21 protein-coding genes are annotated in these 25000 nt (G+C 70.4%); 6 read left to right on the top strand and 15 right to left on the bottom strand.

All coding sequences use genetic code 11. The features are described 5' to 3' along the window. Positions 1-282 precede the first annotated feature (282 nt). A complete protein-coding gene (locus ACZ4IF_RS12260; RefSeq protein ID WP_467561941.1) occupies positions 283-1452 on the bottom strand; it encodes a citrate synthase in 1170 nt (389 codons plus the stop codon). A 96-nt stretch (positions 1453-1548) separates the two neighbouring features. Here ACZ4IF_RS12260 and ACZ4IF_RS12255 point away from each other — a divergent pair, with 96 nt between their 5' ends. From ACZ4IF_RS12255 to ACZ4IF_RS12240, 4 genes are all read left to right on the top strand, one after another. Next, positions 1549-2808, top strand: a complete 1260-nt coding sequence (locus ACZ4IF_RS12255; RefSeq protein WP_467561939.1) for a citrate synthase — start codon at positions 1549-1551, stop codon at positions 2806-2808. Positions 2809-2924: 116 nt separating this feature from the next. Further along, complete coding sequence (locus tag ACZ4IF_RS12250) at positions 2925-3869, top strand: sucrase ferredoxin (RefSeq protein WP_467561937.1); 945 nt, start codon at positions 2925-2927, stop codon at positions 3867-3869. A gap of 145 nt (positions 3870-4014) precedes the next feature. Beyond that, a complete protein-coding gene (locus ACZ4IF_RS12245) occupies positions 4015-5766 on the top strand; it encodes an ATP-binding protein (RefSeq protein WP_467561935.1) in 1752 nt (583 codons plus the stop codon). Further along, positions 5763-6443 (top strand): response regulator, encoded by a 681-nt coding sequence (locus ACZ4IF_RS12240; RefSeq protein WP_359492944.1) that lies wholly within the window; start codon positions 5763-5765, stop codon positions 6441-6443. Before ACZ4IF_RS12245 ends, ACZ4IF_RS12240 begins: the two co-directional genes overlap by 4 nt. Positions 6444-6461: 18 nt before the next feature. Here the strand turns inward: ACZ4IF_RS12240 and ACZ4IF_RS12235 are convergent, their stop codons facing one another. The 3 genes from ACZ4IF_RS12235 to ACZ4IF_RS12225 are packed head-to-tail and all read right to left on the bottom strand — an operon-like array spanning position 6462 to position 9256. Continuing rightward, a complete protein-coding gene (locus ACZ4IF_RS12235) occupies positions 6462-7520 on the bottom strand; it encodes an ABC transporter substrate-binding protein (protein ID WP_467561932.1) in 1059 nt (352 codons plus the stop codon). Between the two features lie 55 nt (positions 7521-7575). Next, positions 7576-8451, bottom strand: coding sequence for an ABC transporter permease (locus tag ACZ4IF_RS12230; RefSeq protein WP_467561930.1), 876 nt, complete (start codon positions 8449-8451; stop codon positions 7576-7578). Beyond that, positions 8441-9256 (bottom strand): ABC transporter ATP-binding protein, encoded by an 816-nt coding sequence (locus ACZ4IF_RS12225; RefSeq protein WP_432188416.1) that lies wholly within the window; start codon positions 9254-9256, stop codon positions 8441-8443. The genes ACZ4IF_RS12230 and ACZ4IF_RS12225 overlap by 11 nt, the downstream gene beginning before the upstream one ends. Positions 9257-9417: 161 nt before the next feature. Here ACZ4IF_RS12225 and ACZ4IF_RS12220 point away from each other — a divergent pair, with 161 nt between their 5' ends. Continuing rightward, entirely contained in the window at positions 9418-10110 is a 693-nt protein-coding gene (locus ACZ4IF_RS12220; protein WP_359492936.1) for a response regulator, read from the top strand. 277 nt (positions 10111-10387) lie between these two features. On the opposite strand, the gene ACZ4IF_RS12215 is transcribed toward ACZ4IF_RS12220, so the two are convergent. The 6 genes from ACZ4IF_RS12215 to ACZ4IF_RS12190 form a co-directional block, all read right to left on the bottom strand. Continuing rightward, complete coding sequence (locus ACZ4IF_RS12215) at positions 10388-11980, bottom strand: solute symporter family protein (protein WP_467561928.1); 1593 nt, start codon at positions 11978-11980, stop codon at positions 10388-10390. After that, positions 11977-12465, bottom strand: a complete 489-nt coding sequence (locus ACZ4IF_RS12210; protein WP_467561926.1) for a DUF485 domain-containing protein — start codon at positions 12463-12465, stop codon at positions 11977-11979. Before ACZ4IF_RS12210 ends, ACZ4IF_RS12215 begins: the two co-directional genes overlap by 4 nt. Before the next feature lie 104 nt (positions 12466-12569). After that, a complete protein-coding gene (locus ACZ4IF_RS12205) occupies positions 12570-13259 on the bottom strand; it encodes a response regulator transcription factor (RefSeq protein ID WP_467561924.1) in 690 nt (229 codons plus the stop codon). Further along, on the bottom strand, positions 13256-14407 hold the full coding sequence (locus tag ACZ4IF_RS12200) for a sensor histidine kinase (RefSeq protein ID WP_467561922.1): 1152 nt from the start codon (positions 14405-14407) through the stop codon (positions 13256-13258). Before ACZ4IF_RS12200 ends, ACZ4IF_RS12205 begins: the two co-directional genes overlap by 4 nt. Beyond that, complete coding sequence (locus tag ACZ4IF_RS12195; RefSeq protein WP_467561920.1) at positions 14404-14925, bottom strand: DUF1453 domain-containing protein; 522 nt, start codon at positions 14923-14925, stop codon at positions 14404-14406. The genes ACZ4IF_RS12200 and ACZ4IF_RS12195 overlap by 4 nt, the downstream gene beginning before the upstream one ends. 525 nt (positions 14926-15450) lie before the next feature. Next, a complete protein-coding gene (locus tag ACZ4IF_RS12190) occupies positions 15451-17574 on the bottom strand; it encodes a DNA gyrase/topoisomerase IV subunit B (RefSeq protein ID WP_095937105.1) in 2124 nt (707 codons plus the stop codon). A 442-nt stretch (positions 17575-18016) separates the two neighbouring features. On the opposite strand from ACZ4IF_RS12190, the gene ACZ4IF_RS12185 reads away from it, so the two are divergent. Further along, positions 18017-18247, top strand: coding sequence for a DUF7455 domain-containing protein (locus tag ACZ4IF_RS12185; RefSeq protein WP_467561918.1), 231 nt, complete (start codon positions 18017-18019; stop codon positions 18245-18247). Positions 18248-18345: 98 nt separating this feature from the next. Here the strand turns inward: ACZ4IF_RS12185 and ACZ4IF_RS12180 are convergent, their stop codons facing one another. The 5 genes from ACZ4IF_RS12180 to ACZ4IF_RS12160 all read right to left on the bottom strand — a co-directional run bounded on the left by ACZ4IF_RS12180 (position 18346) and on the right by ACZ4IF_RS12160 (position 24985). Continuing rightward, the gene (locus ACZ4IF_RS12180) at positions 18346-19164 is read right to left on the bottom strand and encodes a serine protease (protein WP_467561916.1); all 819 of its coding nucleotides are present in this window, start codon (positions 19162-19164) and stop codon (positions 18346-18348) included. Between the two features lie 132 nt (positions 19165-19296). Then, on the bottom strand, positions 19297-20832 hold the full coding sequence (locus tag ACZ4IF_RS12175; protein ID WP_467561914.1) for an RNA polymerase sigma factor: 1536 nt from the start codon (positions 20830-20832) through the stop codon (positions 19297-19299). 416 nt (positions 20833-21248) lie between these two features. After that, on the bottom strand, positions 21249-22136 hold the full coding sequence (locus ACZ4IF_RS12170) for a FadR/GntR family transcriptional regulator (protein WP_467561912.1): 888 nt from the start codon (positions 22134-22136) through the stop codon (positions 21249-21251). 162 nt (positions 22137-22298) lie between these two features. After that, positions 22299-24101: an ABC transporter ATP-binding protein gene (locus ACZ4IF_RS12165; RefSeq protein WP_467561910.1), complete on the bottom strand. Its 1803-nt coding sequence runs from the start codon at positions 24099-24101 to the stop codon at positions 22299-22301. A 125-nt stretch (positions 24102-24226) separates the two neighbouring features. Next, positions 24227-24985, bottom strand: a complete 759-nt coding sequence (locus ACZ4IF_RS12160; RefSeq protein ID WP_028802298.1) for an NUDIX hydrolase — start codon at positions 24983-24985, stop codon at positions 24227-24229. Between the last annotated feature and the right edge of the window lie 15 nt (positions 24986-25000).

Genomic DNA, 25000 nt, shown 5'->3' with positions numbered 1-25000 from the left:
GACCCGCCCGCGGTCCGTCGAGATCCATCGGTCACCCCGACCCTTCTCCGGACCGCGGCCACGAGACTGGGCCCGCACCCCGCCATCTCACGAGCCCCGCGGACATCCCCACCGCCGGCGGCCCGAGCGACGCCGACGCTCACCGCGCACCGTGCCGCTCGACACGAGCTTCCCGAGGTCCAGCACCGACCGGTGCTGGACCTCTCGCGTGCCAGGACCTGCCGCTTCTCGCGCCGCCACGGAGCGACGCAGCCACGATCCCGGGCACCATCGGACGGGCGCCTACACGGCTTCCGGCACGGCCGCCGGCGCCCCCGGCCCCACATACCGTGCCGCCGGGCGGATGATCTTCGAGTCCTCCGACTGTTCCAGGATGTTGGCGCTCCAGCCGACCACGCGGGCGGCGGCGAAGGTCGGGGTGAACATCTCCCGGGGCAGGCCGCAGAGTTCCATGACCACGCCCGCGTAGAACTCCACGTTCGTGTGCAGTTCCCGGCCCGGCTTGAGCTCGGCGAGGATCGCTTCCACCTGGCGTTCGACCTCGACGGCGAAGTCGACCAGCGGGCCGCCGAAGGACTGCGCGATGCCCCGGAGCATGCGCGAGCGGGGATCCTCCGTGCGGTAGACCGGGTGCCCGAATCCCATGATGCGATCGCCGGCCAGGACGCGTTCACGGATCCACGGGTCGACGCGCTCGGGGGTGCCGATCGCGTCGAGGGTGTCCAGGGCCCTGCTGGGAGCACCGCCGTGGAGGGGTCCGGACAGGGCACCGACCGCTCCCACGAGGCACGCCGCCACGTCCGCTCCCGTGGACGCGATCACGCGTGCCGTGAAGGTTGATGCATTGAAACCGTGGTCAATGGTTGAGATGAGGTATTGCTCGACCGCACGAGCCCGCCCGGCATCGGGTTCGGAGCCCGTCAACATGTACAGATAGTTGGCGGCGTACCCGAGGTCCTCGCGCGGCTCCACCGGGTCCAGGCCCTGGCCGAGGCGGTACAGCGCGGTGAGCAGTGTCGGGACGGCCGCGGTGACCGTGAGCGTGTCCGCGAGACGCCGCTCGGCGTCGATGTCGTACACGGGCCGGAATCCGGCTGCCGCACCGAGGAGCGACAGCGCCGTACGCAGCCCGGCGAGCGGTCCCGAGAGGCGCGTCGCCGCCGCGATGGCGGGCAGCGCGGCGCGGACCTCGTCCGGCAGTCGGCGCAGCCGTGCCGTCCGCGCGGTGAACGCCGCACGCTGTGCCGCGTCGGGCAGTTCGCCGTGGACGAGCAGATGCCAGACGTCCTCGAAGCCGCGGGTCTGCGCGAGTTCGACGGCCGAGTACTGGCGGTAGTGGTAGAAGCCCTCCAGCCCCCTGACGTCACCCAGTCGGGTGTCGGTGACGACGACGCCCGCGAGTCCTCGCGGTACGTCGACGGAGGTGGTGGACGCGGCCCGGTTGATCGGCATGTTTCCTCCCTGGACTTGACTCGACTTTCCATGCTTGACTCAATCACTGTCAATATTGATTCGATCAATACGCTGATCCATGGATACGGTGGCGCCATGAGGGATCGAGAAGCGGCTGCGTCCGGGCACGAGGGCCGACGGCTCAGCACCAAGGAGACCGCCGAGCTGCTCGGCGTGAAGCCCGAGACCGTGTACGCCTATGTGAGCCGCGGCCAGCTGAGCAGCCGGCGCGAACCGGCCGGCCGCGGCAGCACCTTCGACGCCAAGGAGGTGGAGGCGCTCGCGCGCCGCAACAGGCGTGACAGCGGGGCGAGTTCGAGCACGGGCGACGAGTTGTCCGTGCGCACCCGCATCACCCTCATCGACAAGGACCGGTACTACTTCCGCGGGGTCGACGCGACGGAGTTGGCCGCGGCGTACTCCTACGAGGAGATCACCGAGTGGCTCTGGACGGGACAGCTGCGCCCGGGTGTCACGTTCACCGCCCCTGAGACGTCCGTCGCCGTCGCGCGTCGCGCCGTGGACGCGCTGCCCGAGCACAGCGGCCCGACCGACCGGCTGCGCGTGGCGGCGATCGCCGCTGCCGCCGCCGATCCACTGCGCTTCGACCTCACCGAGAACGCCGTCCTGGGCACCGGACGGACCCTGATCCCCACTCTCGTGGCGGCCCTTCCGCCCCTGCGTCACGACCACCGCGACGAGGGCCCGCTCGCCCACCGCCTGTGGGGCCGGCTGACCGGACGTACACCGGACGACGCGTCACTTCGTGTGTTGGACACGGCACTTGGCCTGCTCGTGGACCACGACCTCGCCGCCTCGACCCTGGCGGTCCGGGTCGCGGCGTCGGCCCGCGCCCACGCGTACGCCGCGGTGTCGGCGGGCCTCGGCGCACTCGAGGGCCCCCTTCACGGCGCGGCCAGCAGACTCGCCCACCGGATGCTCCTCGACGTCCTGGACCGGGGCACGGCCGCTCCCGTCGTCGCCGACGAACTGCGCGCCGGGCGCCGTGTCCCCGGGCTCGGTCACCGGCTCTACCCCGGCGAGGACCCCCGTGCTCGTGCTCTGTTCGCCCTGCTGGAGGACGTCCCCGCCGCCGGACCCGCGCTGGCGGCGGCCCGGGACGTCGTGACGACCACGGCCCGTCACGCGCCCCTGCACGCCAATGTCGACCTGGCGCTGGCCGTCCTCACCGTCTCGTCCGGGATGTCGGCCTCCGCAGGGGAGACGGTGTTCGCCGTCGCCCGCACGGCGGGCTGGATCGCCCACACCCTGGAGGAGTACGCGGAGCGCCCCCTGCGCATGCGCCCGAGCGGCCGGTACGTGGGGGAACGCCCTCCGCAGCCGCTTCCCCGCTAGGAGATGCGCTCCCGTCCCGGTCCGCACGCCCTCGCGTGCGCCTGAACGACCCCAAGTGCGCCCCCATCGGCGGGGCCGGAAGTCGCCCCGGCTCAAGTCAGGTTAGGCTCACCTCTGTGAGTATGTGCACGACCGCGTCGCGGCACCTCGACGAGCCCCTCGCGGGGACCGCGGCCACCGCGAGGACATGGCTGCTGATCGAACAGCCCGGCCCCTGGGGTGCGAAGGCGCTCACTTCGAGCCACCTGGACCCCACGATCGGGCGTGCCCTCGAAGCAGCCGCGAAAGGCACGGGCGTGCGGATCGCGCTGATCCGCCGCCCCGGACGGCACGCCGACTGCGGGACGCTCGCGGAGCGCCATGTGTACGTGGCGCACACCGCTCCCGGAAACGTGTGGCTGCACAGCGCCATGACGACCGATCCCGAGCACCTGCTCGACCTCGACTTCGCCGCCCTCGGCATGGGCGACAGCCACACCTTCGACAGTGTTCTCCAGGGCGCGCCGCACACGGGCGACCCGCTCGCGCTCGTCTGCACCAACGGCAAGCGCGACCGCTGCTGCGCTCTGCTGGGACGCCCCCTCGCCGCCGAACTCGCCCTGTCCGGCGCGGCGGGCGTCTGGGAGGTCACCCATCTGGGCGGACACCGCTTCTCGCCGACCGTGCTCGTCCTGCCGTACGGATACGCGTACGGCCGCGCCGAGGCGCACGCCGTCAAGGAGATCGTCCAGGGCGCCCGGGAGGGCCGGATCGTCACCGAGGGCTGCCGCGGGAACTCCGCGTGGGAGCGGCCGGGCCAGGCGGCCGAGCTGGCCGTGCGCACGGCGGTGGGAGAGCACGCGGCCGAGGCCCTGACCGTGATCCGCACGGAAGGCGCCGCTCCCCGCTGGGAGGTCACCGTCGCGCACACGGACGGACGTCTGTGGCGTGTCTTCGTCGCGCAGGGCGCCGCGCTGCCGCCGCGTCCGGAGAGCTGCGGTTCGGTGCTGGGCTCGCCCGCCCGGATGGACGTCGTGGCGGTGCGGGCGATGGGGCGGGCGACCGTCGCGGTGGCCTGCTGACGCCGGGCAGACGCACTCGCCGGCGCTCGCCGGCCTCGTACCGGGGCTCCGTGCCCCGGTCCCCACGACTCCCCCACCGGACGATCAAGAGATCCGCGCCACACTTCCTTCGGCCGGGTGCGCCCGCCCCCGTACCGTCATAGCCATGAGCCCCACTCCCCCCGCACGACGACTGCGCCTCGGTCTGCCGCGGCGGGTGTTCTCGCAGGTGCTGCTGATGCAGGTGGCGATCGCCGCGGGAGTCGCCGTCCTCGCCACCGGGCTGTTCCTCGCACCGCTCAGCGCGCAGCTCGACGACCAGGCGATGCGCCGCGCGCTGGCGATCGCGCAGACCACGGCGGCTCAGCCGCAGATCGCCGACGATCTCCGCACCACACGGCCGTCCGCGGCCGGCCCGGTGCAGGCCGAGGCGGAGCGGATCCGGATGGCCAGTGAGGCCGAGTACATCGTGGTGATGGACATGCAGGGCATCCGGTGGTCGCACACCGATCCCTCGGAGATCGGCCGGAAGGTCTCCACGGACCCCCGCCAGGCGCTGCGCGGCGAGGACGTCATGGAGATCGACACGGGCACCCTGGGCCGCTCCGCGCGGGGCAAGGTCCCGCTGCGCGACGCCCACGGGAAGATCATCGGTGCGGTCTCGGTCGGCATCAAGTACGACAGTGTGCGAGCGCGGCTGATCGACGCGATCCCGGGTCTGTTCGCGTACGCGGGCGGGGCGATGGCCGTAGGCGCGCTGGCCGCCTATCTGATCTCGCGGAGGGTTCAGCGACAGACACGTGATCTGGCCTTCTCCGACATCTCGGCACTGCTCGCGGAGCGCGAGGCCATGCTGCACGGCATCAGGGAGGGCGTGGTCGCGCTCGACGGCGCCGGCCGCGTACGCCTCCTCAACGACGAGGCGCAGCGTCTGCTGGGCCTCGGCTCGGAGGCCATCGGACGGTCCCTGGACGACGCGCTCGGCCCGGGACGCACGACCGACGTGCTCGCCGGGCGCGTGACCGGGACCGATCTGCTCACCGTCCGCGGCCAGCGCGTCCTGATCGCCAACCGGATGCCCACCGACGACGGCGGCGCCGTCGCCACCCTGCGCGACCGCACCGAGCTGGAGCAGCTCGGCCGGGAGCTCGACTCCACCCGCGGCCTGATCGACGCCCTGCGCGCCCAGGACCACGAGCACGCCAACCGCATGCACACGCTCCTCGGACTGCTCGAACTGGAGATGTACGACGACGCCGTCGACTTCGTCGGAGAGGTCGTCGGCGACCACAAGGTGACCGCGGAGCAGGTCACGGAGAAGGTCCACGACCCGCTCCTCGCGGCCCTCCTGGTCGGCAAGGCGACCGTGGCCGCCGAGCGGGGCGTGGCCCTGTGGATCTCGGACAGGACACTGTTGCCGGACCGTCTCGTCGACCCCAGGGGACTGGTCACCGTAGTCGGGAACCTCGTCGACAACGCGCTCGACGCCGTCGCGGGCAAGCCTCACGCGCGCGTGGAAGTGGAACTGCGTGCCGAGGGCCGCACCGCCGTGCTCCGCGTGCGGGACACCGGGCCCGGGATCCCGCAGGAACAGCGGGAACTGGTCTTCACGGACGGATGGACCACCAAGAAGCCCCCGGCGCACGGGAAGCGCGGCATCGGGCTCTCCCTGGTGCGCCGGCTGGCCGAGCGGCAGGGCGGCAGCGCGCGGATCGCCGACGCGGACGGCGGGGGCGCGGAGTTCACCGTGGTGCTGCCGGAGGCGCTGACCGAACCCCTGCCCGACGAGGCGGCCGGGCGGGCGGACGGCCCCGTCCCCGCACTGGCACCGCGGCTCGTACGGCAGTCCCCGTCCCCCGAGGCCGCCGCCGGCCCTGGAGTCACCGCCGCCCCGGACGCCGAGGAGGAGTCGCGATGATCGAGGTACTGGTCGTGGACGACGACACCCGGGTCGCGCGGGTCAACGCCGCCTACGTCGGGAAGGTGCCCGGCTTCCACGTCGCGGGCGAGGCGCACAGCGCGGCGGAGGCCCTGAGCCGGATGGAGGCGCTGCCCCGGGTGGACCTGGTCCTCATGGACCACTACCTGCCGGACGACACGGGTCTCGCCGTCGTCCGGGAGATGCGGCGCCGCGGCCACCAGACCGACGTGATCATGGTGACCGCGGCCCGGGACATCTCGACCGTGCAGGCCGCGATGCGACAGGGCGCCCTCCAGTACCTGGTCAAGCCGTTCGCCTTCGCGGGGCTGCGCGCCAAGCTGGAGGCCTACGCAGCCCTGCGGCGCACCCTGGACGGCGGCGGTGAGGCCGAGCAGCGCGAGGTGGACCGAATCTTCGGCGCGCTGTCCGCGGGCGCGGAGCCGGATCTGCCCAAGGGGCACTCCCCCTCGACCGCGGAGCTGGTGCGCCGCGCGCTGGTGAACGCGGAGGGGCCCCTGTCGGCCCAGGAGGTCGCCGACGAGACCGGGCTGAGCCGGCAGACCGCGCAGCGCTATCTGAAGCTTCTGGAGCGCACCGGGCGGGCCAGGCTGACCCTCAAGTACGGCGACGCGGGCCGCCCGGAGCATCGCTACGTCTGGGCGACCCGCGTCTGAGCTGCGTGCGTCGGCGGATCAGCCCGCGGCCTTCTTCACGAACTCGGTGGTGTACGTCTTGCTCAGGTCCACATCGGCGTTCTTGATGTTGGGGTTGAACGCCTTGAGGACCTTCTCGACGGTCTCGGGACCGTTCTCGGGCATCACGCCGTCCTTGGTGAACATCGGCAGCGTGCTCTGGATCGCGCCCGCGTACAGCGTCTTGTTGCCCTGCGAGTAGTCGGCGGGCATCTTGTCGGCGATGTCCGCGGCGCTGTGCGTGGACATCCACTTGAGGGTCTTCACGAAGGCGTTGGCCAGCTTCTGGACCGTGTCCTTGTGGCTGTTCACCCAGTCCGTCTGCATGTACAGACTCGACGAGGGGTACGGTCCGCCGAGCGCCTCCTGGGAGCCCTTCGGCGTCCGCATGTCGATGAGCACCTTGCCGAGGTTCTTCTCCATGACCGTGGCGACGGTGGGGTCGGTCGTCATGCCGCCGTCGATGGCGCCCTTCTGGAGGGCGGAGATGAACGTGGGGCCGGCGCCGACAGCGACGGGCGTGAACTCGCTGACCTGCACGCCGTTCTTGACCGCGAGGTACTTGGTGAGGAAGTCCGTCGAGGAGCCCAGACCGGTGATGCCGAGCTTCCTGCCCTTGAAGTCCTTGGGCGAAGTGATGTCGTCCTTGCGCTTGTCGGAGACGATCTCCACCTCGCCGGGCGCGTGCGAGAACTGCACGACGGACTCCACGGACTTGCCCTTGGTCTGCAGGTCGAGGGTGTGGTCGTAGAAGCCGACGGCTCCCTGCACCTGACCGGAGACGAGGGCGGTCTCGGCCTGAACGCCGGCGGGCTCGCTCAGGAGTTGGACATCCAAACCCTCCTCCTTGAAGTAGCCGAGCCGCTGCGTGAGCATCGCCGGCAGGTAGATGACCTTGTCCAGTCCACCGACCATGATCTTGACGTGCTCACCGCCGCCACCTCCGTTGTCGCCGGAGTCGGCCGTCGTGCTCGCCGCGTCGTTGGCGCATGCGGTGAGCGAGGTGAGAGCGAGCAGGCCGGCGGCTGCCAGGGCGGAGTATCTGGCGGTCTTGCGCATGGTGGTTCACGTCCTTGTGAGAGAAGAGCGGGTGCGGTGCGCGGGTGCGACGGGTTCAGCGGTCGGAGTCCGACGGCTTCCAGCGGAAGATGCGGCGCTCGGCGAAGGTGAGCAGTCCCTCGGCCAGCAGGGCGACGACGGCGAGGATGACCATCGCGGCATAGACACCGGCGGCGTTGAACGTGCCCTGCGACTGCGCGACGAGCAGGCCGATGCCCTTGGTCGCGCCGATGTACTCGCCGACGATCGCGCCGATGAGCGCGAAACCGAAACTGACGTGCAGGCTGGTGAAGATCCACGAGGTGGCGGACGGGATGACGACCTGGAGCGTCACCCTGCGGTCACTGGCCCCGAGAATGCGGGCGTTGGCCACCAGGTTGCGGTCGACCTCCCGCGCGCCCTGGAAGGCGTTGAAGAAGACGGGGAAGAAGACGAGGACCACGGCCGACGCCACCTTGGAGGCCGGCCCGAGTCCGAACCAGATCACGAAGATGGGTGCGAGGACGATCCTGGGTATGGAGTTGAGCACCTTGATGTAGGGCCCCAGGACGTCGGCGAGGAACGTGATCCGGCCCAGCGCGATGCCGAAGACGACACCGGCGACCACTCCTATGATCCAGCCGAGCAACGCCTCGTGGAGCGTGAACCAGATCTGTTCGCCGAGCGAGCCGAGCGCCGTGCCATGGGTCGTCCACGTGTAGATCTGGTCCCAGATCTTCGATGGCATCGAGAAGTTGAACGGATCGATGACCTTGGCCCGGGAGAGCCCCTCCCACAGGCCGAGCACGGCGACCAGGAGCAGCGCGCGGGCGGCGGTCACGACGATCTTGCGGCGGCGAGCGGCCCGCGCGCGGGAATGCGTACGGTCCTGCTTGGCGGGCTCGGCGTCCCTCGGGGCGACGACCGTCTCGGGAAGGGTGTCAGGCGACATGGGCCGCGCCCCTCTCCCGGGTGATGCGGACCTCTTCGCCCAGCGACTCCCAGATCTCGCGGTAGATCTCGATGAACCGCGGCTCCAGGCGCACCGACTCGACCTTGCGCGGGCGCGGCAGGTCGATGTCGAAGACGTGCTTCACGGTCGCGGGGCCGGCGGTCATGACGACAACCTTGTCCGCGAGCGCGATGGACTCCTCCAGGTCGTGGGTGACGAAGACGACCGAGGCGCCGGTGCCCTCCCAGAGTTCCAGCAGTTCGTCCGACATGAGCGCCCTGGTCTGCACGTCGAGCGCCGAGAAGGGCTCGTCCATCAGCAGGATCTCGGGGTCGTTGACGAAGGTGGCGGCGAGGGCGACGCGCTTGCGCTGACCGCCGGAGAGCTGGTGGGGATAGCGGTCCTCGAAGGCCGCGAGCCCGACTCGGGCCAGCCATTCCCGGGCCCGCTGCTTCGCCTCCGACTTGGGCACGCCCCGGAAGCGGGGGCCGGCCATCACGTTCGACAGGACCGTGCGCCAGGGGAAGGTGGCGTCCTGCTGGAAGACGAAACCGACCTTGTCGCCGACGCCCGCGACGGGCTCCCCGGCGACCAGGACCTCGCCCTCGGTGGGCTCTTCCAGTCCGCTGACCAGGGTCAGCGTGGTGGACTTCCCGCAGCCGGTGGGGCCGACGACGGCGACGAACTCGCCCCGGCCGACCGTGAGGTCCAGCTCCCTGACCGCCGTGTGCAGACCCCCCGACGGCGTCTTGAAGATCTTGCTCGCGCCCCGCAGCTCGATGGCGGGGCTGATGTCTGTGCTCATGGCCCGGGACCGTAGGTGTGGCGGGAGCCACAGCATCAGTCTTCTGGGCGCAAGGCCTTCTTCTGCTTGCAAGAGTCTGTTGTGCTCATTTTGCTCGCGCTACAACAGCGGAGCCGAAACACGGGCTTGACGCCCGCCAGGCCTTGAGGGAAAGAGGCCCGATGATTGACGTCCTGGTCGTGGACGACGACTTCCGCGTCGCCGAGATCAACGCGAAGTACGTGGGGAAGGTTCCCGGATTCCGGGTGACCGCCCGCGCGCACAGTGCTGCCCAGGCGCTGGCCGCGGTCGAACGCGCGCCCGTCGACCTGGTGCTGCTGGACCACTACTTGCCCGACCAGACGGGTCTGGAACTGGTCCACCGGATGCGCGAACGCGGCCATGGCACCGACGTCATCATGATCACCGCGGCCAGCGACGTGGTGACCGTGCAGGCCGCGATGCGTCTCGGTGCCCTGCACTATCTCGTCAAGCCGTTCACGTTCGCCGCCCTGCGCGCCCGTCTCGACTCGTACGCCGCCCTGCGCCGCACCGTGGACCGGGTGGGCGGGCAGGGTGTGGCGGGCCAGGAGCAGGTCGACCGGATCTTCGGTGCCCTGCGCACCACGCCCGTGCCGTCGTCACCAGGGCTGCCCAGCGGTCACTCCGAGCCGACCACCGACCTCATCTGCGACGTGCTGCACCGTGCGGACCATCCTCTGTCGGCTCACGAGGTGGCCGCCGAGACCGGCCTCAGCCGCTCCACGGCGCAGCGCTATCTGCGCCACCTCGAACAGGCCGGGCGCCTGAGCCTGTCGCTCAAGTACGGCGACACAGGCAGGCCGGAACACCGGTACGCGTGGGTGGCGCCCTAGACCCCGCACGTGCGGTCCGGAGCCGCCCGGCGGACGAGACTGGTGGACACGCCCGGCGGGCGGGGCCGGCGGACACACACGGACGGCGGGTGAGACGCGCGAGTGCATCGGTCGACGAGACGGTCGAATGCGGCGGCCGGGACGTCGCACGGACGCATCGCCGACGGGGGCGCGCGGACGCCCCGGCCGGCCCCGGCGGCAGCCGCCCTGGCCCCGAGGAGCCGGCAGGTACCGTCCCTGTTCGACGACGAGCAGCGGGTACGCCCCACCGGCGCCCTCAGACGGCCCCGGCGCCGGTGAGTGCCCGCACCTCGGTCTCCGCGTGCTTGGCCTCGTCCGGTTCCTCCGCCGACGTGACCGTGCCGAGCCAGCCCGCGAGGAATCCCAAGGGGATCGACACGAGCCCCGGGTTCTGCAGCGGGAAGTACTGGAAGTCCACGCCCGGGAACAGCGATTCGGGGCTCCCCGAGACCACGGGCGAGAGGACGACGAGCACCAGCGCGGGCACCAGGCCGCCGTATACGGCCCAGACCGCGCCGCGCGTGGTGAACGACCGCCAGAACAGCGAGTACAGCAGAACCGGCAGGTTCGCGGACGCCGCGACCGCGAAGGCGAGGCCCACCAGGAAGGCCACATTGAGGTCGCGAGCGAGCAGCCCCAGCGCGATCGCCACCACGCCGACGCCGACGGCAGCCGTCCGCGCCACGGCGACCTCGCTGCGCGGCTTGGCATGCCGACGCCGCAAGGACGTGTACAGGTCGTGGGCCACGGACGCCGAGGAGGCGAGCGTGATGCCGGCGACGACCGCCAGGATGGTCGCGAAGGCGATGGCGGCGACCACCGCGAAAAGAACCGTTCCACCCGTCGAGTCGGCGCCGCCGCCCAGGTCGAGCGCCAGGAGCGGGACCGCTGTGTTCCCCGCCGCGTTGGACGCGCGCACCGTCTCCGGACCCACGATCGCCGCGGCCCCGAAGCCCAGCACGATCGTCATCAGGTAGAAGCCACCGATGAGCCCGATCGACCAGACCACCGAACGCCGCGCAGCCCTGGCCGTCGGCACGGTGTAGAACCGGGCCAGGATGTGCGGCAGCCCGGCCGTGCCGAGGACCAGCGCGAGCCCCAGACTGATGAAGTCGAAGCGCGCGGTCCAGTCGCCGCCGTACTTCAGTCCGGGTGCGAGGAACGCCATGCCGTGCCCGCTGCGGTCCGCCGCCGAACGCAGCAGTTCATTGACATTCCCGTGGAACCGCGCCAGGACGAGCGCCGTCAGCGCGACGGCTCCCCCCAGCAACAGCACGGCCTTGACGATCTGAATCCATGTGGTGGCCCGCATGCCGCCCAGCGACACATAGATCACCATGAGCGCGCCGACGCCGATCACCGTCCAGTTCCGCGCGGCGTCGCTCGTGCCTCCCAACAGCAGTGCGACCAGGCTGCCCGCTCCCACCATCTGCGCCACGAGGTAGAGCACGGACACGGTCACCGAGGACGTTCCCGCCGCGATCCGTACCGGCCGCTCGCTCATCCGGGCCGCGACGACGTCGGCGAGCGTGAAACGCCCGCAGTTGCGCACCAGCTCGGCGACCAGGAACAGCACGACGAGCCACGCGACGAAGAACCCCACGACGTACAGCAGGCCGTCATAGCCGTACAGCGAGATCAGCCCCGTGACACCCAGGAAGGACGCCGCCGACATGTAATCACCTGAAATGGCAAAACCATTCTCCATCGGCGAGAACAACCGCCCGCCGACGTAGAACTCCTCCTCCGAACCATGCCTGTTGCGGCTCACCCACGTCGTGATCGCCAGCGTCACCGCCACGAACGCGCTGAACAGCAGCAGCGACAGCGTCTGATGGTTGCCGGTCACCGCTCACCGCCTCTGACGTGCCGGGTCAGCTCCTGCGTGTCCCAGCGGAGATCCAGCGCTGCCCGGTCCCGGCGCAGCCGCGCGTGGCGCGCGTAAGCCCATGCGAGCAGGAACGTCGTGAGGAACTGCCCGAGTCCCGCGAGCAATGCCACGTTCACCGCGCCGGCGACGGGCCGCGCCATGAACCCCGGCGCTGTCGTCGCCGTCACCACATAGGCCACGTACCAGGTGAAGAAGACGGCGACGGCCGGGATCACGAACCTCCGGTACCGGCTGCGCACTTCCTGGAACGCGGCGCTGCGCTGCACCTCCAGGTAGACGTCGGCCGCTCCGCCCGCGCGCGGTTCGTGCGGCGCGCGCGCCGCCGGCACCGCGGGTGCGGGCGCTCCCGTGCCGTCCAACTCACCCCAGCCGGAGGCGAGCGCGTCGTACCAGGGGTCGTCGAACCGGACCTCTCCGGTATCGCCGCCGTCGTGCTTCTCCACCGATCTCTCCTTGTCCGCGGGCCGATGTCGCCGCGTGCCCAAGGATGGGCAGATCGGGAAGATCCCGGACTCTTCTCTCCGTGCTCTTCACCCCATCAGGTGACTCAGTCCACCGGTGGACGGACGAGTCCCTTCCCGAAGGCGTAACGCACCGCCTGAGCACGGTCCTTCAGCCCCGTCTTCGCGAACAGGTTGTTGATGTGGGTCTTCACGGTGGCCGTGGAGACATGCAGCTTGCGGGCGATCTCCTGGTTGGTGAGCCCCTCGGCGATCAGCAGCAGCACCTCCGTCTCGCGCGCGGTCAGCCCGTCCGGTCCCTCCGCCGGCGGCAACGGCTCCGCTGCCGGCTCCGACAGCCGCTCCAGGAGCCGACGTTGGATGCTCGGCGAGAGCCCCGCGTCCCCCGACAGCACGCTCTCCACCGCCCGTACGATCTCGTCCCCGCCCGCGTCTTTGGTGAGATAGCCGCGCGCTCCCGCTCTCAACGCGGGAAACAGCGACTCGTCGTCCGCGTACGTCGTGAGGATGACCACCTGTGTGCCCGGGTACTCGGCCCGGATGCGGCGGGTGGCCTCCACACCGTCGCAACGGGGCATACGCAGGTCCATCAGCACGACGTCCGGGGCCAGTTCTGCGACCAGTGCCACAGCTTCGTCCCCGTCGCCCGCCGCTCCGACGACCTCGACCCCGGGCAACAGGCCCAGCAGCATCACAATGCCCTCGCGCACGACCGTCTGGTCGTCCGCCACCACGACCCGCGCCGGCTTCCTGCCCGCCTCCTCCGTCTCCGTCATACGGGCACCCTCAGCGTCACCACGAACCCCTCCTCCTCAGGTCCCGCCTCCAACGAGCCGCCCAGCAACTCGGCACGCTCCCGCATGCCCAGCAGACCGTACCCGGCTCCCGAGCCGCTGAGATCGCCCGGCGGGCCTCCCGAATCCCGTACGTCCAGCGTCACTTCGCTCTCGCCGTAGTCGAGATGCATGTGCACCTTGGCTCCCCGGGCGTGCTTGCGCACGTTCGTCAGGGCCTCCTGCGCGACCCTGCGCACAGCCTGCGAGGTCTCGGCGGACAACGGCTGCCGTTCGCCCGTCACAGTGACGTCCGCTCCGTCCGCCGTGGCGACGAGTTCACTGAGGAAGTCCTCCAGGGGGGACATCTCCCCTCGCAGAGCGGAGAGCGCCTGCCTGGTCTCCGCGAGCCCCTCCCGGGCCATCCCCCGCGCCGCCACGACCCGTTCGAGGATCGCGTCGCGGTCCGCGCCCCGCTCGATCAGCAGGCGGGCCGCTTCCAGATGCACGAGTTGCGCCGACAGACTGTGGGCCAGCACATCGTGGATCTCCCGCGCGATCCTCGTCCGCTCGGCCAGCGCCGCCGACTCCGCCTCGGCCGCTCGCGCCGCGCGCTCCTGCGCCAGCAGTCGCTGTGCGCTCCCTCGTGCCTCCGCGTCCAGGCGCAGCACATACCCGGCGAGGGCGAGTCCCGCCGTGGTGGCCGCGGTGGTCAGCCACACGTCGTCGTTGACCGCCGCGTACGCACTCAGCGCCACGGAGGTGACGGGCAGTGCCGCCGCGAGGGGCAGCCGCTCGATGGCGCTGACGGCGCAGCCGCACCACAGCACCAGGGCCGGCACTCGGAAGCCCACGCCATGCCCCAGCGTCGCGATCGCCAGCAACAGGGTCAGCAGTCCCACGGAAGGCAGCAGGCGGTGTTCGAGCGTGGTCCGCCAAAAGGCCCACAGCAGGAACACGCACACCATGATCCCTGCGATACCCGCAGCGATCTCCCACCCGCTCAGGCCCGCCTTCGTGAAGGTCGTCGCGATGAGGACGCCCAGGGCGACGATCCTCGAGACCCATCCGAGCACGCGCCTCGGCCTGGACACCCCGAGCTGCAGGAGCGCCTCGCGGGACGGCCACCGAGTCCAAGCGTTCTCGCTCACACGCGCTCCTTCCACGAGGCGGGCACGCCGTCACCGTACGCCGGGGTCTGCGTCTGCGTCGGGGCCAGGAGCTGGGTCCGCCAGGCCAGGAACCCGGCGCGGACCAGCAGAGTGGCGGCGAGGCCCAGCAGCAGCGCCGAGGACTCCTGATGCACGCCGAACAGCACGCCTGTCCCGAAGAGGCCGGCACGCAGAGCGATGCCCCCGATCCAGACGGCCACGCTGGCCTTGGTGCTCCGGCTCCACACCGAACCGTCCGGTTCCGTCCATATGCGCGTCGTCCACGCCCAGCCGGCACCGGTCGCCAGGGCCACCAGCAGCTCCGCGCCCAGCAGCACGATCGCCCCCGCTCGATGGTGCGGGTCGATCAGCCCGGGATTGCGCAGCGCCATGACCGCGAGGACGACAGGCACGATCCACCAGCGCCTGTCGTCGCTGATCCTGCGGGTGCGGAACTGGCGGCCGATCACCAGTGCGGCAACAGCGCAGATCAACAGAGCATCGACGAGCCCGGACATCGCGGCCTCCGTGGGCGAGGGGAAGCGACAGCGGGTGCTGTCGACGCCTTCGACGCTACGGAAATCTGCAGGTCAGCAGATCGGAGCCGGGGTGGATCCCGGGTGGATCTCCCACCACCTCTTACCTCCACCCACGGGTGGAGCCCCCACCGCCGGCACGGCCCGCGACAAACGCCCTTCGCCTCCTCCGCCCCTACCCAGCCCATACCTCTGGGGGGCGCCCCGGACCCCCATTCGGCCTGAACGGCTCGTCCTCAAACGCCGGACGGAATGAAGGGTGCCCCTCGGCTCCAGAGGTGTGCGTGCATCTGTGATGGACGCGACCGCACCCGCCCTCTCGCAGAAGGGGCTGCCGGTGAATCACATGCCCATTGCGGACAGCACCACGCACCCACCGAGGTCCCACCAGCCCCGTCCCGCACAATGGCTGCAACGGGCGGATCACCGGCACGGACCCGACCCACCCACCGGACAGACGGCGAGACGGCGAGACGGCCCAGCAGACAGCCCCGCCCCGCCCGCCCGCTACGCGTCGATCCGCGACCGGTCCAACGTCGCCGCCGAACTCGCGATGAACTCCTTGCGCGGAGCCACGTCGTTCCCCATCAACAGGTCAAACACCTGCTCGGACGCTTCGAGGTCGGAGATGTTGATGCGCCGCAGGGTCCGGTGGCGCGGATCCATCGTCGTCTCGGCCAGCTGGTCGGCGTCCATCTCGCCGAGACCCTTGTAGCGCTGGATCGAGTCCTTGTACCGGACGTTCTTGCGCTGGAGCTCCAGCAGCGTCTCCCGCAGCTCCCGGTCCGAGTAGGTGTACAGGTACTTGTCCTGGCCCTTCTTGGGCTGGCTGAGCTCGATCCGGTGCAGCGGCGGCACCGCCGCGAACACGCGCCCCGCCTCGACCATGGGCCTCATGTACCGCTGGAACAGCGTCAGCAGCAGAATCCGGATGTGCGCCCCGTCGACATCGGCGTCGACGAGCAGAATGATCTTCCCGTACCGCGCCGCGTCGATGTCGAAGGTCCGGCCCGACCCCGCCCCTATGACCTGGATGATCGCGCCGCACTCGGCGTTCTTCAGCATGTCCGTCACGGACGCCTTCTGAACGTTGAGGATCTTGCCGCGAATCGGCAGCAGCGCCTGGAACTCGGAGTTCCGCGCGAGCTTGGCGGTGCCGAGCGCGGAATCACCCTCGACGATGAACAGCTCACTGCGGTCCACGTCGTCACTGCGGCAGTCGGCGAGCTTGGCGGGCAGCGACGACGACTCCAGAGCCGTCTTGCGGCGCTGCGCGTCCTTGTGCTGACGGGCGGCGATCCGCGTACGGGCGGCAGCGACGGCCTTCTCGAGGACGACCCGGGCCTGCGCGGCGGCGTCCCGCTTCGTGGAGGTCAGGAACGCCTTGAGTTCCTTGCTGACGACGTTCGTCACGATCCGGCGGGCCGCGGAGGTGCCGAGGACCTCCTTGGTCTGCCCTTCGAACTGCGGCTCGGCGAGGCGCACGGTGACGACCGCGGTGAGCCCCTCCAGGGCGTCGTCCTTGACGATGTCGTCCTCGGCGACGCGCAGCAGCTTCTTGGCCCGCAGCACCTCATTGACGGTCTTCATGACGGCCTGCTCGAAGCCGGCCACGTGTGTGCCGCCCTTGGGGGTGGCGATGATGTTCACGAACGACTTCAGAGTCGTGTCGTACCCCGTGCCCCAGCGCAGCGCGACGTCGACGCCGAGCTCGCGCGTGACCTCGGTGGGCGTCATCTGGCCGTGCTCGTCGAGGACCGGGACGGTCTCCTTGAACGTGCCCTGGCCCGAGAAGCGGAGGACGTCGCAGACCGGCTTGTCGGTGGCGAGGTACTCGCAGAATTCACTGATGCCGCCGTCGAAGCGGAACGACTCCTCGCCCTTGCTGCCGCCCTCGCCGAGCCCGTACTCGTCACGGACGACGATGGTGAGGCCCGGCACCAGGAAGGCGGTCTGACGGGCGCGCTGGTGCAGGTTCTCGAGGGAGAGCTTGGCGTCCTTCAGGAAGATCTGCCGGTCGGCCCAGTAGCGCACGCGCGTGCCGGTGCGGGTCTTGGGGATGCGCTTGAGCTTGCGCAGCCCGCCCGTCGCGTCGAAGGCCGCTTCGGGCCCGTCCGCCTTGAACGTCCCCGGGGTACCCCGCCGGAAGCTCACCGCGTGGGTGTTGCCGCCGCGGTCGACCTCGACGTCGAGGCGGGCGGAGAGCGCGTTCACCACGGAGGCGCCCACACCGTGGAGGCCGCCGGAGGCCGCGTAGGAGCCGCCGCCGAACTTGCCGCCGGCGTGCAGCTTGGTCATGACGACCTCGACACCGGAGAGGCCGGTCTTGGGCTCCACGTCGACGGGGATGCCGCGGCCGTTGTCCCGCACCTCGACGGAGCCGTCGTCGTGCAGGACGACGTCGATGTGGTCGCAGTAGCCCCCGAGGGCTTCGTCGACGGAGTTGTCGATGATCTCCCAGAGGCAGTGCATCAGACCGCGACTGTCGGTCGATCCGATGTACATGCCCGGACGCTTGCGTACCGCTTCGAGCCCCTCAAGGACGAGCAGGTGCCGCGCGGTGTAGTTGGAACCGTCACGGTCTGCTCCGGTCAGCAGGGCTGTGGACGGCACGGACGTCTCGGCGGTCACGCGGTTCGCTCCTCGCTGAATTTCAGATGGGACCCATTTGGGTAAGGCCCCGGCTTCGGTCGCCGCTCAGAGGGTACCGAGGCCTGGTAGAGCCGATGTAACGCCACCCTCGCATGAACTCAGACTAGTCCAGAGTCGCATGCGTGTTCGATCCCTCGATTGAGTGAAGTACATATCACGTTCCCTTCCAGGCATGAACCATTTAGGCTCCGGGCACGTCCTCATGAACAACCGGCAACCCAGCCGGGAGGGCAGACCACCTGACAAACAGCGCGAACCCGTACGACACGAAGACTTGCGATACGGCTCATTCGCCGCCACCCGGCAGCAGACAGCCGCCCCGGAGAGAAATTTTCGAGGAAAAGCCACGAGCGGGAACGTTTTCGGCCTGGTTGGATGTTGACCCTGGTACGACAGCTCGTCGAGCTAGAGAAGAGGCGACGTGACTACTGTTCTGACCCCCGCGAGCCCACTGACGGCCGCTGACCGCTGCGACCGTTGCGGCGCCCAGGCATATCTGCGCGTCGTCCTCCTGAGCGGCGGAGAACTGCTCTTCTGCGCCCACCACGGTCGCAAGTTCGAGCCGGAACTCAAGAAGATCGCCGCCGAGATACAGGACGAGACGGAGCGGCTCACGACCGCTCCCGCAAGCGCCAACGAAGAAGAGCGCTGACACTTCGCGTCGACGACGAGTGAGTGCCGGCCCAGGCCGGACGTCGGGCGGCCACCCCCTGGACACAGGGAGTGGCCGCCCGAACTCGTAGCGCGCCGTCAGCGGCGCTTGCCGAGCACCCGTGCGACGTCCGCGACCCGCGTGTAGACGCCGGGGCTGCCAGGCTGCCCACAGCCGCTTCCCCAGGACACCAGGCCGATCAGCCTGCCCTGGGCGACCAGCGGCCCTCCGCTGTCCCCCTGGCAGGCGTCGTGGCCGCCTGTGGCCTCTCCGGCGCACAGCATCGACGCCGACCGGTACGTGCCTTCCTCGCCACCGGGGTAAGCCGCCTCACAGGCGCTGTCGGGGAGCACCTGCACCCCTGCGGCCCTCAGGCTGTGCGGATAGGTCCCGAAGCCCGTCGTGTCCCCCCAGCCGTAGACCTCCGCGTCCGTACCCGGCTGGTAGGCGGAATCCCCGGACGGAGCCATGCGGATGGCCGAGCTCTCGGGAAGCGGCGAGGCGAGTGTCACCACGCCGTAGTCCCCCGCGTTCGTATAGCTGTCGTAGTCCGGATTGACCCAGACGTCACGCACAGCGATCTCCTTGCCGCTGTCCGACAGCAGGTCGCCGCGGCCCGCGATGACCTTCAGATCGGTCACCTGCTGCGGCGGGGTCCCCAACACGTCCGCACCCAGGCAATGGGCCGCGGTCAGGACCTCGGACGGGCTGATCACCACTCCCCCGCAGAACTGTCCCGCCCGCGTACCCCCGAACCGGTCACGGCTGGACAGCGCCACCGTCCACGGACTCTTCGAGATCTCGACGGGATACCCGCCTATGACGACACTGTCGGCAGCGGCCGGGACGGGGGAAGCCAGTGGTATCACGGCCGCTGCGGCCACAAGGGCCAGCGCTGAGGCAAAAGGACGGCGCATGCGCGCTCCTCACTCTGGGATGGTCATGGGAAACCCAGGGTGATCCAGCAGCCGGAAGCACGCACTCCGCACAGACGCCGAGGGCCCGGCTCCCCCACGGGAGCCGGGCCCTCGATGACGTGGCGCCGAGGCCTAGTCGAGGTAGTCGCGCAGCACCTGGGAGCGCGACGGGTGACGCAGCTTCGACATCGTCTTGGACTCGATCTGGCGGATGCGCTCGCGCGTGACGCCGTACACCTTGCCGATCTCGTCGAGGGTCTTCGGCTGACCGTCGGTGAGACCGAATCGCATGGACACGACGCCCGCCTCGCGCTCGGACAGGGTGTCCAGCACGGAGTGCAGCTGCTCCTGCAGAAGCGTGAAGCTGACCGCGTCGGCCGGGACGACGGCCTCGGAGTCCTCGATGAGGTCACCGAACTCACTGTCGCCGTCCTCGCCCAGCGGGGTGTGCAGGGAAATGGGCTCGCGACCGTACTTCTGGACCTCGATGACCTTCTCAGGGGTCATGTCGAGCTCCTTGGCCAGCTCTTCCGGGGTGGGCTCGCGGCCCAGGTCCTGGAGCATCTGGCGCTGCACGCGGGCGAGCTTGTTGATGACCTCAACCATGTGCACCGGGATACGGATGGTGCGGGCCTGGTCGGCCATGGCGCGGGTGATCGCCTGACGGATCCACCAGGTGGCGTACGTGGAGAACTTGTAGCCCTTGGTGTAGTCGAACTTCTCGACCGCGCGGATCAGACCGAGGTTGCCCTCCTGGATGAGGTCCAGGAAGAGCATGCCGCGGCCGGTGTAGCGCTTGGCCAGGGAGACCACCAGACGGAGGTTGGCCTCCAGGAGGTGGTTCTTGGCGCGGCGGCCGTCCTCGGCGATGATCTCCAGCTCGCGCTTGAGCTTCGGGGCGAGCTTGTCCGCGTTGGCCAGCTTGTCCTCGGCGAACAGACCGGCCTCGATGCGCTTGGCGAGCTCGACCTCCTGCTCGGCGTTGAGCAGCGGGACCTTACCGATCTGCTTGAGGTAGTCCTTGACCGGGTCGGCGGTGGCACCGGCAGCGGCGACCTGCTGCGCGGGCGCGTCGTCCTCGTCCTCGTCGGACAGGACGAAGCCCTGGGCACCGTCCTCGGCGGGCTCCTCGGCTCCGGGCTTGCCCGGGGTCTCCTCGACCGCCTCGTCGTCGATCAGCTCGACGTCGTCCTTCTTGGCGGTGGTCTTCTTGGCCGCCGTCTTCTTGGCGACCGTCTTCTTCGCGACCGCCTTCTTGGCGGTCGTCTTCTTGGCAGCGACCTTCTTGGCGGACGCGTCCTCAGCCGGATCGTCGGCGGCAGGCACGGCCGGGGCGGCGGGGGCGGCGGCCTTCTTGGCGGTCACCGTCTTCGCGGCCACCGTCTTGGTGGCGGTGCGCTTGGCCGGACTCTTCGCTGCGACGCTCTTTCGGGTGCGCTTGGGCTCCGCGGCACTGACCATCAGCGTCACACCCTCTTCCTCGAGGATCTGGTTGAGGCTGCGCAGTACGTTCTTCCACTGAGTGGCCGGAATCTGGTCAGCTTCGAAGGCCCGACGCACGTCATCGCCGGCGATCTGCCCCTCAGCCTTTCCCCGCTCAATGAGCGCCATGACAGAGACGGACTCGGCGATCTCCGGCGGGAGCGTACGGGATGTGCTGGCCGACACGAACAACCTCTCGGAACGTTGGAAAACGGCTTCCGGCCCCGTCCACTGCGGACAGGAGCCGACGACCGCCGACTGGGGATGGGCCGACGGCGCGGGCGGGGGCCGGGAAGAGGCACAGCGCCGCAAGCGGCGTCTGTATTCCCTCCTCGGCTGTCACCTCTTAGGTCATCGCGCTGTTCCGAGGAGCGTTACGCCCAATCTGCGTGGCCCGAGTCACACCCCGTAAGCGGTCAAAAGCTGCCAGATACGGTCAGACGAGGTCAGCCGATGGTCCGCGACCACCTCGCGCCGCCGGACCCCGCCGGATCCGGAAGGGATCCGGCGAGGTCCCGATGGGCGAGGGGGTCCGCCGACCGGGCGATGCCGCTCGAGGGCGCACGACGCATATCGTCGGCCGCGCCGCCCGCGGTGCGCGATCAGTGTTCGCGCGGCGCGGGCACCACACGCTCCACCTCGGGGTGGACGGTGAGCAGTTGGCGCATGGCCGTCTCGGCCGCCGCGCCGTCGCCCGACGCGAGGGCGTCGACGATGCGGGCGTGGTGCCCCAGCGTGGCGTCGTTGGGCCGGTCACAGCCGGTGACGGGTCCGCCGGAGACCTGGAGCGCGGCCGACACGATCCCGGAGAGGTGCTCCAGCATCCGGTTGCCCGCGAGCTGGATGAGCAGCGAGTGGAACTCGGCGTCGGCCCGGGAGAAGGTGAGCGAGTCACCCTGCCCCATGGCATGGCTCATGATCTCGACCATGTCGCTGAGCCGCTGCTGCACCTCCTCACGTCCGTGGCCGGCGGCGAGGCGAGCGGCGAGCGGCTCGATCGTCCAGCGCAGCTCGCTCAGCTCGCGCCGCTGGTCGTCGCGCTGCGGCCCGAAGGCGCGCCATTCGATGATGTCCGGGTCGAGGAGGTTCCAGTCGCTGACGGGACGCACCCGCGTGCCGACGTTCGGGCGGGCGCTGACCAGTCCTTTCGCCTCCAGGACGCGGAGCGACTCGCGGACGACGGTGCGGGAGACCTCGAACCGCTGGCCGATCTCCTCGGGGACGAGCGGCCGGTCCGCACCCAGGTCGCCGGAGACGATCATCTGTCCCAGTTGCTGGACGAGTTGGCCGTGCAGCCCGCGTCCGCGACTTCCGGCGGCACGCCGGCCCACGCGGCCGAGCTCGGGGTCCGCGCTCTCCCACGCGGGCGCACCCACGCGGTCGACGCCAGGGGTCTCGGCGTAGGGGTAGCGGTCGATTTCGCCCGGTCCGGCGAGGCCGGAGTCGGCGGAGCGGGCGGCGGTCATCATGGTCTGCGCAAGGGTACTCACGTGACCTTTGTCGGCGTCGTCTCCAACTCCCTTGAGGTCTTTGGTGAAAAGCACACGAAAGGGTGATCGCTCACCCCGTCGCAATTGACGCCTTATCGGAAAGAAATGGGCGTTCTTCGGGGAGTTGTGCGCACACCGGGAACGGAAGGGCGCGGACGGTCGTCATCGGACCCTGCTCCGCAGTGTGGTGAGCAGATATGCGCAGAGCAGGGCGGTCAGCGACAACATCAGGGCACCGCCCACGGGTTGGGCGACCATCCGCACACCGGCCGTCAGGAAACGCTCGCCCCCGAACGGCCACTGCATCATCACCAGCTCGCGCAGCCTCAGGGGGAATCCGGCGGCGGTCCGTACGGACGGCCCCTCCCAGACCTTCTGTACGAGCGGTACGACGAGGACCGGTACGGCGAGCACCGCGGCGAGCCCGGCGGTCGTGGAACGGAAGAGACCCGCGGCCAGTACCCCCGCCCAGGCGCAGCCCACCACCAGCCCGGTCCAACTCACCGTCAGGGAGAGCCAGTCCGCGGGGATCGCGGCGAGCTCCCGTCCGTAGACGAGGTAGAGCATCTCGAGGTCGCATCCGACGGCGAGGAAGGCCAGGGCCAGTGCGGTGACCGAGGCGAGCAGGAGTTTGGCCGCGAGCAGCCCCAGACGGCGGGGGACGGTGCCGCGGTCCGTGGCCAGCGCGGGGTGACGGAACTCCTCACCGAAGGCCACCGCGCCCAGCAGCCCGGCGCCGAGCGCGGCGGGCGGCAGGGGAAATTCCCGCGGCCACGCGGCCAGCAGGCGCGGCTGGGGCGTGTGACCGATCCTCGCCAGGATGACGGACAGGAGGGCCGAGGTGACGAGAACGGCTGCCGCGGTGAGGTAGCCGGTGCCCACCCCCGCGGCGCGCCGCAGTTCGTAGCGCAGCGGACGCAGCGGGCTCCGGGCCTGGCGTACCGCGATGGGAGGCGGCAGGGGGGAGGCGGCGTTCGAGGACGGCGTCCCGGCCGGACCCGAGGTACCGCCGTCACCCACGACATTTCCCCCGTCGACAACGCCGTCACCGTCACTGCCGCTGCCGCTGCCCTCCGCTTGTGCGCCGACCGGCTTCATGTCGCCGATCTCGTCGGCGAGTTGATGGACGAGGATGCCATGCCGGAAAGCCGTCTCGCCGACGTCTGCGCAGGTGCTGCCGTACACGGAGAGCCGGTTGCCGTCCTCCCGCACGACCTCCACGGAACGCTGGGCGGAGCGGGCCTCTTTGGCCAGCAGCGCGCCGAGCCGGGCGGCGTGCGGGCTGCGGACGGCGACCCTGGGGCGGAGCCGGGTGCGAGCGAAGTCGGCGGCCTCCTGGTCGGCGACGACCCGGCCCTGCTCCAGCGTGACGATCCGGTCGGCCGTGCGTGCGGCCTCCTTGGGGTCGTTCGTGGTGAACAGCACCGTGCCGCCCTGGGCGGCGTGGGCGCGCAGAATCCCGTGCAGCCAACGGGCTTCACGGGCGGAGAGTCCGTCGGAGGGTTCGTCGAGGACGAGCGTGTGCGGATCCGACAGGAGCGCACACGCAAGGCCGAGGCGGCGGTCCATGCCGCGCGACAGGGTGCCCAGGCGCTCGTCACGGAGGCCGACGAGCCCGACGACTTCGAGCACCTCGTCCGCGCGGCGCACGGGCACCCCGGCGGCCGCGCACAGCATGCGGAGTTGGCCGCTCACCGTGCGCGCCGGGTGGCCGGGCACCTCGCCCATGAGCACGCCGACCTCACGCGAGGGGTGGGCGATGCGATGCAGCGGCCGGCCTCTGAAGCAGGCGACACCGCGGCCCTGTTGGAGTTCGAGCATGAGCTTCAGCACCGTCGTCTTGCCCGCACCGGGGGCCCCGAGGACCGCTGTGACACGGCCCGCGAGCGCCTCGAAGGACACGTCGTCGACGGCGGCCCGAAGCTCCTTGCGGGGGTTGCTGGTCAGTCCGATGGCCTGGATCACTCACAGCAAGATAGCGCGACAATTCGGGTTTTCCGGGCACCTTGCGGCCTGTCTCGAGCGGGGCCCGACAACTCGCGCCGCCACCCCCTCGCCGCGGCGCCCCCACCTGCCTCTCCAGGCCTTGCTCAGACCTCGGGACGCAGCATCGGCGGATTGAGCAGCGTGGCGCCGCCCGCGCGGAAGAGCTGGGCCGGGCGACCGCCCTGGCGCGTGGTCGTACCGCCCGTGGGCACCAGGAAGCCGGGCGTGCCCGTCACCTTGCGGTGGAAGTTGCGCGGGTCGAGTGCCACACCCCACACCGCCTCGTAGACGCGGCGCAGCTCACCCACGGTGAACTCGGTCGGGCAGAACGCGGTCGCCAGCGACGAGTACTCGATCTTCGACCGGGCACGCTCGACGCCGTCCGACAGGATCTGCGCATGGTCGAAGGCGAGGGGCGCCGCCTGCTCTCCGTCCCGGCCGTATCCGCCCTGTTGCAACAGTTCCTCGACGGGTGCCCAGCGGGCACTGTTGGCGTCACCGCCCGCCCGGGGCGCGGGCAGATCGGGGGCCAGGGCGAGATGGGCGACGCTGACCACCCGCATCCGGGGGTCGCGCTTGGGGTCGCCATAGGTGGCGAGTTGTTCCAGGTGCGCGCCGTTGTCCTGCGCGGGCGCGGACGGGTCGTGGGCCCGCAGCCCGGTCTCCTCGACCAGCTCGCGCGCGGCGGCCTGCGCGAGGTCCTCGTCGGCCCGTACGAAGCCGCCGGGAAGCGCCCATCGCCCCTGGAACGGCTGCTCGCCCCGTCGTACCGCCAGCGCGCACAGGGCATGGCGGCGCACGGTCAGCACGACCAGGTCCACGGTCACGGCAAAGGGCGGAAAGGCCGACGGGTCGTAGGGCATGCCGCGATCATAGTC

This window comes from Streptomyces sp. NPDC025784 (genome assembly GCF_055558435.1).
This window is presented reverse-complemented; position numbering and strand designations above follow the sequence as displayed.

Bases quoted from the DNA above. Each gene is read 5' to 3' on its own strand.
- ACZ4IF_RS12260 (WP_467561941.1), bottom strand. From the start codon at position 1,452: ATGCCGATCAACCGGGCCGCGTCCACCACCTCCGTCGACGTACCGCGA.
- ACZ4IF_RS12255 (WP_467561939.1), top strand. From the start codon at position 1,549: ATGAGGGATCGAGAAGCGGCTGCGTCCGGGCACGAGGGCCGACGGCTC.
- ACZ4IF_RS12245 (WP_467561935.1), top strand. From the start codon at position 4,015: ATGAGCCCCACTCCCCCCGCACGACGACTGCGCCTCGGTCTGCCGCGG.
- ACZ4IF_RS12240 (WP_359492944.1), top strand. From the start codon at position 5,763: ATGATCGAGGTACTGGTCGTGGACGACGACACCCGGGTCGCGCGGGTC.
- ACZ4IF_RS12235 (WP_467561932.1), bottom strand. From the start codon at position 7,520: ATGCGCAAGACCGCCAGATACTCCGCCCTGGCAGCCGCCGGCCTGCTC.
- ACZ4IF_RS12230 (WP_467561930.1), bottom strand. From the start codon at position 8,451: ATGTCGCCTGACACCCTTCCCGAGACGGTCGTCGCCCCGAGGGACGCC.
- ACZ4IF_RS12225 (WP_432188416.1), bottom strand. From the start codon at position 9,256: ATGAGCACAGACATCAGCCCCGCCATCGAGCTGCGGGGCGCGAGCAAG.
- ACZ4IF_RS12220 (WP_359492936.1), top strand. From the start codon at position 9,418: ATGATTGACGTCCTGGTCGTGGACGACGACTTCCGCGTCGCCGAGATC.
- ACZ4IF_RS12205 (WP_467561924.1), bottom strand. From the start codon at position 13,259: ATGACGGAGACGGAGGAGGCGGGCAGGAAGCCGGCGCGGGTCGTGGTG.
- ACZ4IF_RS12195 (WP_467561920.1), bottom strand. From the start codon at position 14,925: ATGTCCGGGCTCGTCGATGCTCTGTTGATCTGCGCTGTTGCCGCACTG.
- ACZ4IF_RS12180 (WP_467561916.1), bottom strand. From the start codon at position 19,164: ATGCGCCGTCCTTTTGCCTCAGCGCTGGCCCTTGTGGCCGCAGCGGCC.
- ACZ4IF_RS12160 (WP_028802298.1), bottom strand. From the start codon at position 24,985: ATGCCCTACGACCCGTCGGCCTTTCCGCCCTTTGCCGTGACCGTGGAC.